The sequence below is a fragment of the Finegoldia sp. P2-F-LR genome (assembly GCF_052932265.1).
The window spans coordinates 1-467 of the sequence record NZ_JBRFJF010000033.1 but is presented as its reverse complement, the minus strand read 5'-3'; the positions used below and the strand labels follow the sequence as shown (position 1 = coordinate 467).

Below are 467 nucleotides of genomic sequence, written 5' to 3'. Positions count from 1 at the left end.
GTTTTCGTTGCTTGTCACGTCCTTCTTCGCCTCCTGGTGCCAAGGCATCCGCCTTGCGCCCTTAGTTTCTTGACCGGAAATATATACTGTTATTCGATTTTCAATGTTCATGATGTCGATTCGTTTATCGACTTTTATGACTCTGGTTAAGTCATTTTTTGACTTTTAAGAAGTCTTTGGCCGTTTTTTGACAAATCATAGATTTTAAACAAAACGGCACTTGACTTACAACGAAATCATAGATTTCTGTTAAGTCAATGGTGGGCCTGGGGGGACTCGAACCTCCGACCTCACGCTTATCAGGCGTGCGCTCTAACCACCTGAGCTACAGGCCCATAGAAACCTTAAAGTAAATACTTGTTGAGTTAGCACTCCTTAGAAAGGAGGTGATCCAGCCGCACCTTCCGATACGGCTACCTTGTTACGACTTCACCCCAGTCATCAATCCTACCTTCGACTGCTCCTCA

Annotated in this window: 1 tRNA gene and 1 rRNA gene; both read right to left on the bottom strand. The window is 44.8% G+C overall.

Annotated elements, in window-relative coordinates:
* Positions 1–258 precede the first annotated feature (258 nt).
* Positions 259–335 (bottom strand) — tRNA-Ile (locus ACU68W_RS09265).
* Positions 336–379: 44 nt separating this feature from the next.
* Positions 380–467: ribosomal RNA gene (locus tag ACU68W_RS09260) — 16S ribosomal RNA — on the bottom strand; the annotation flags it as partial.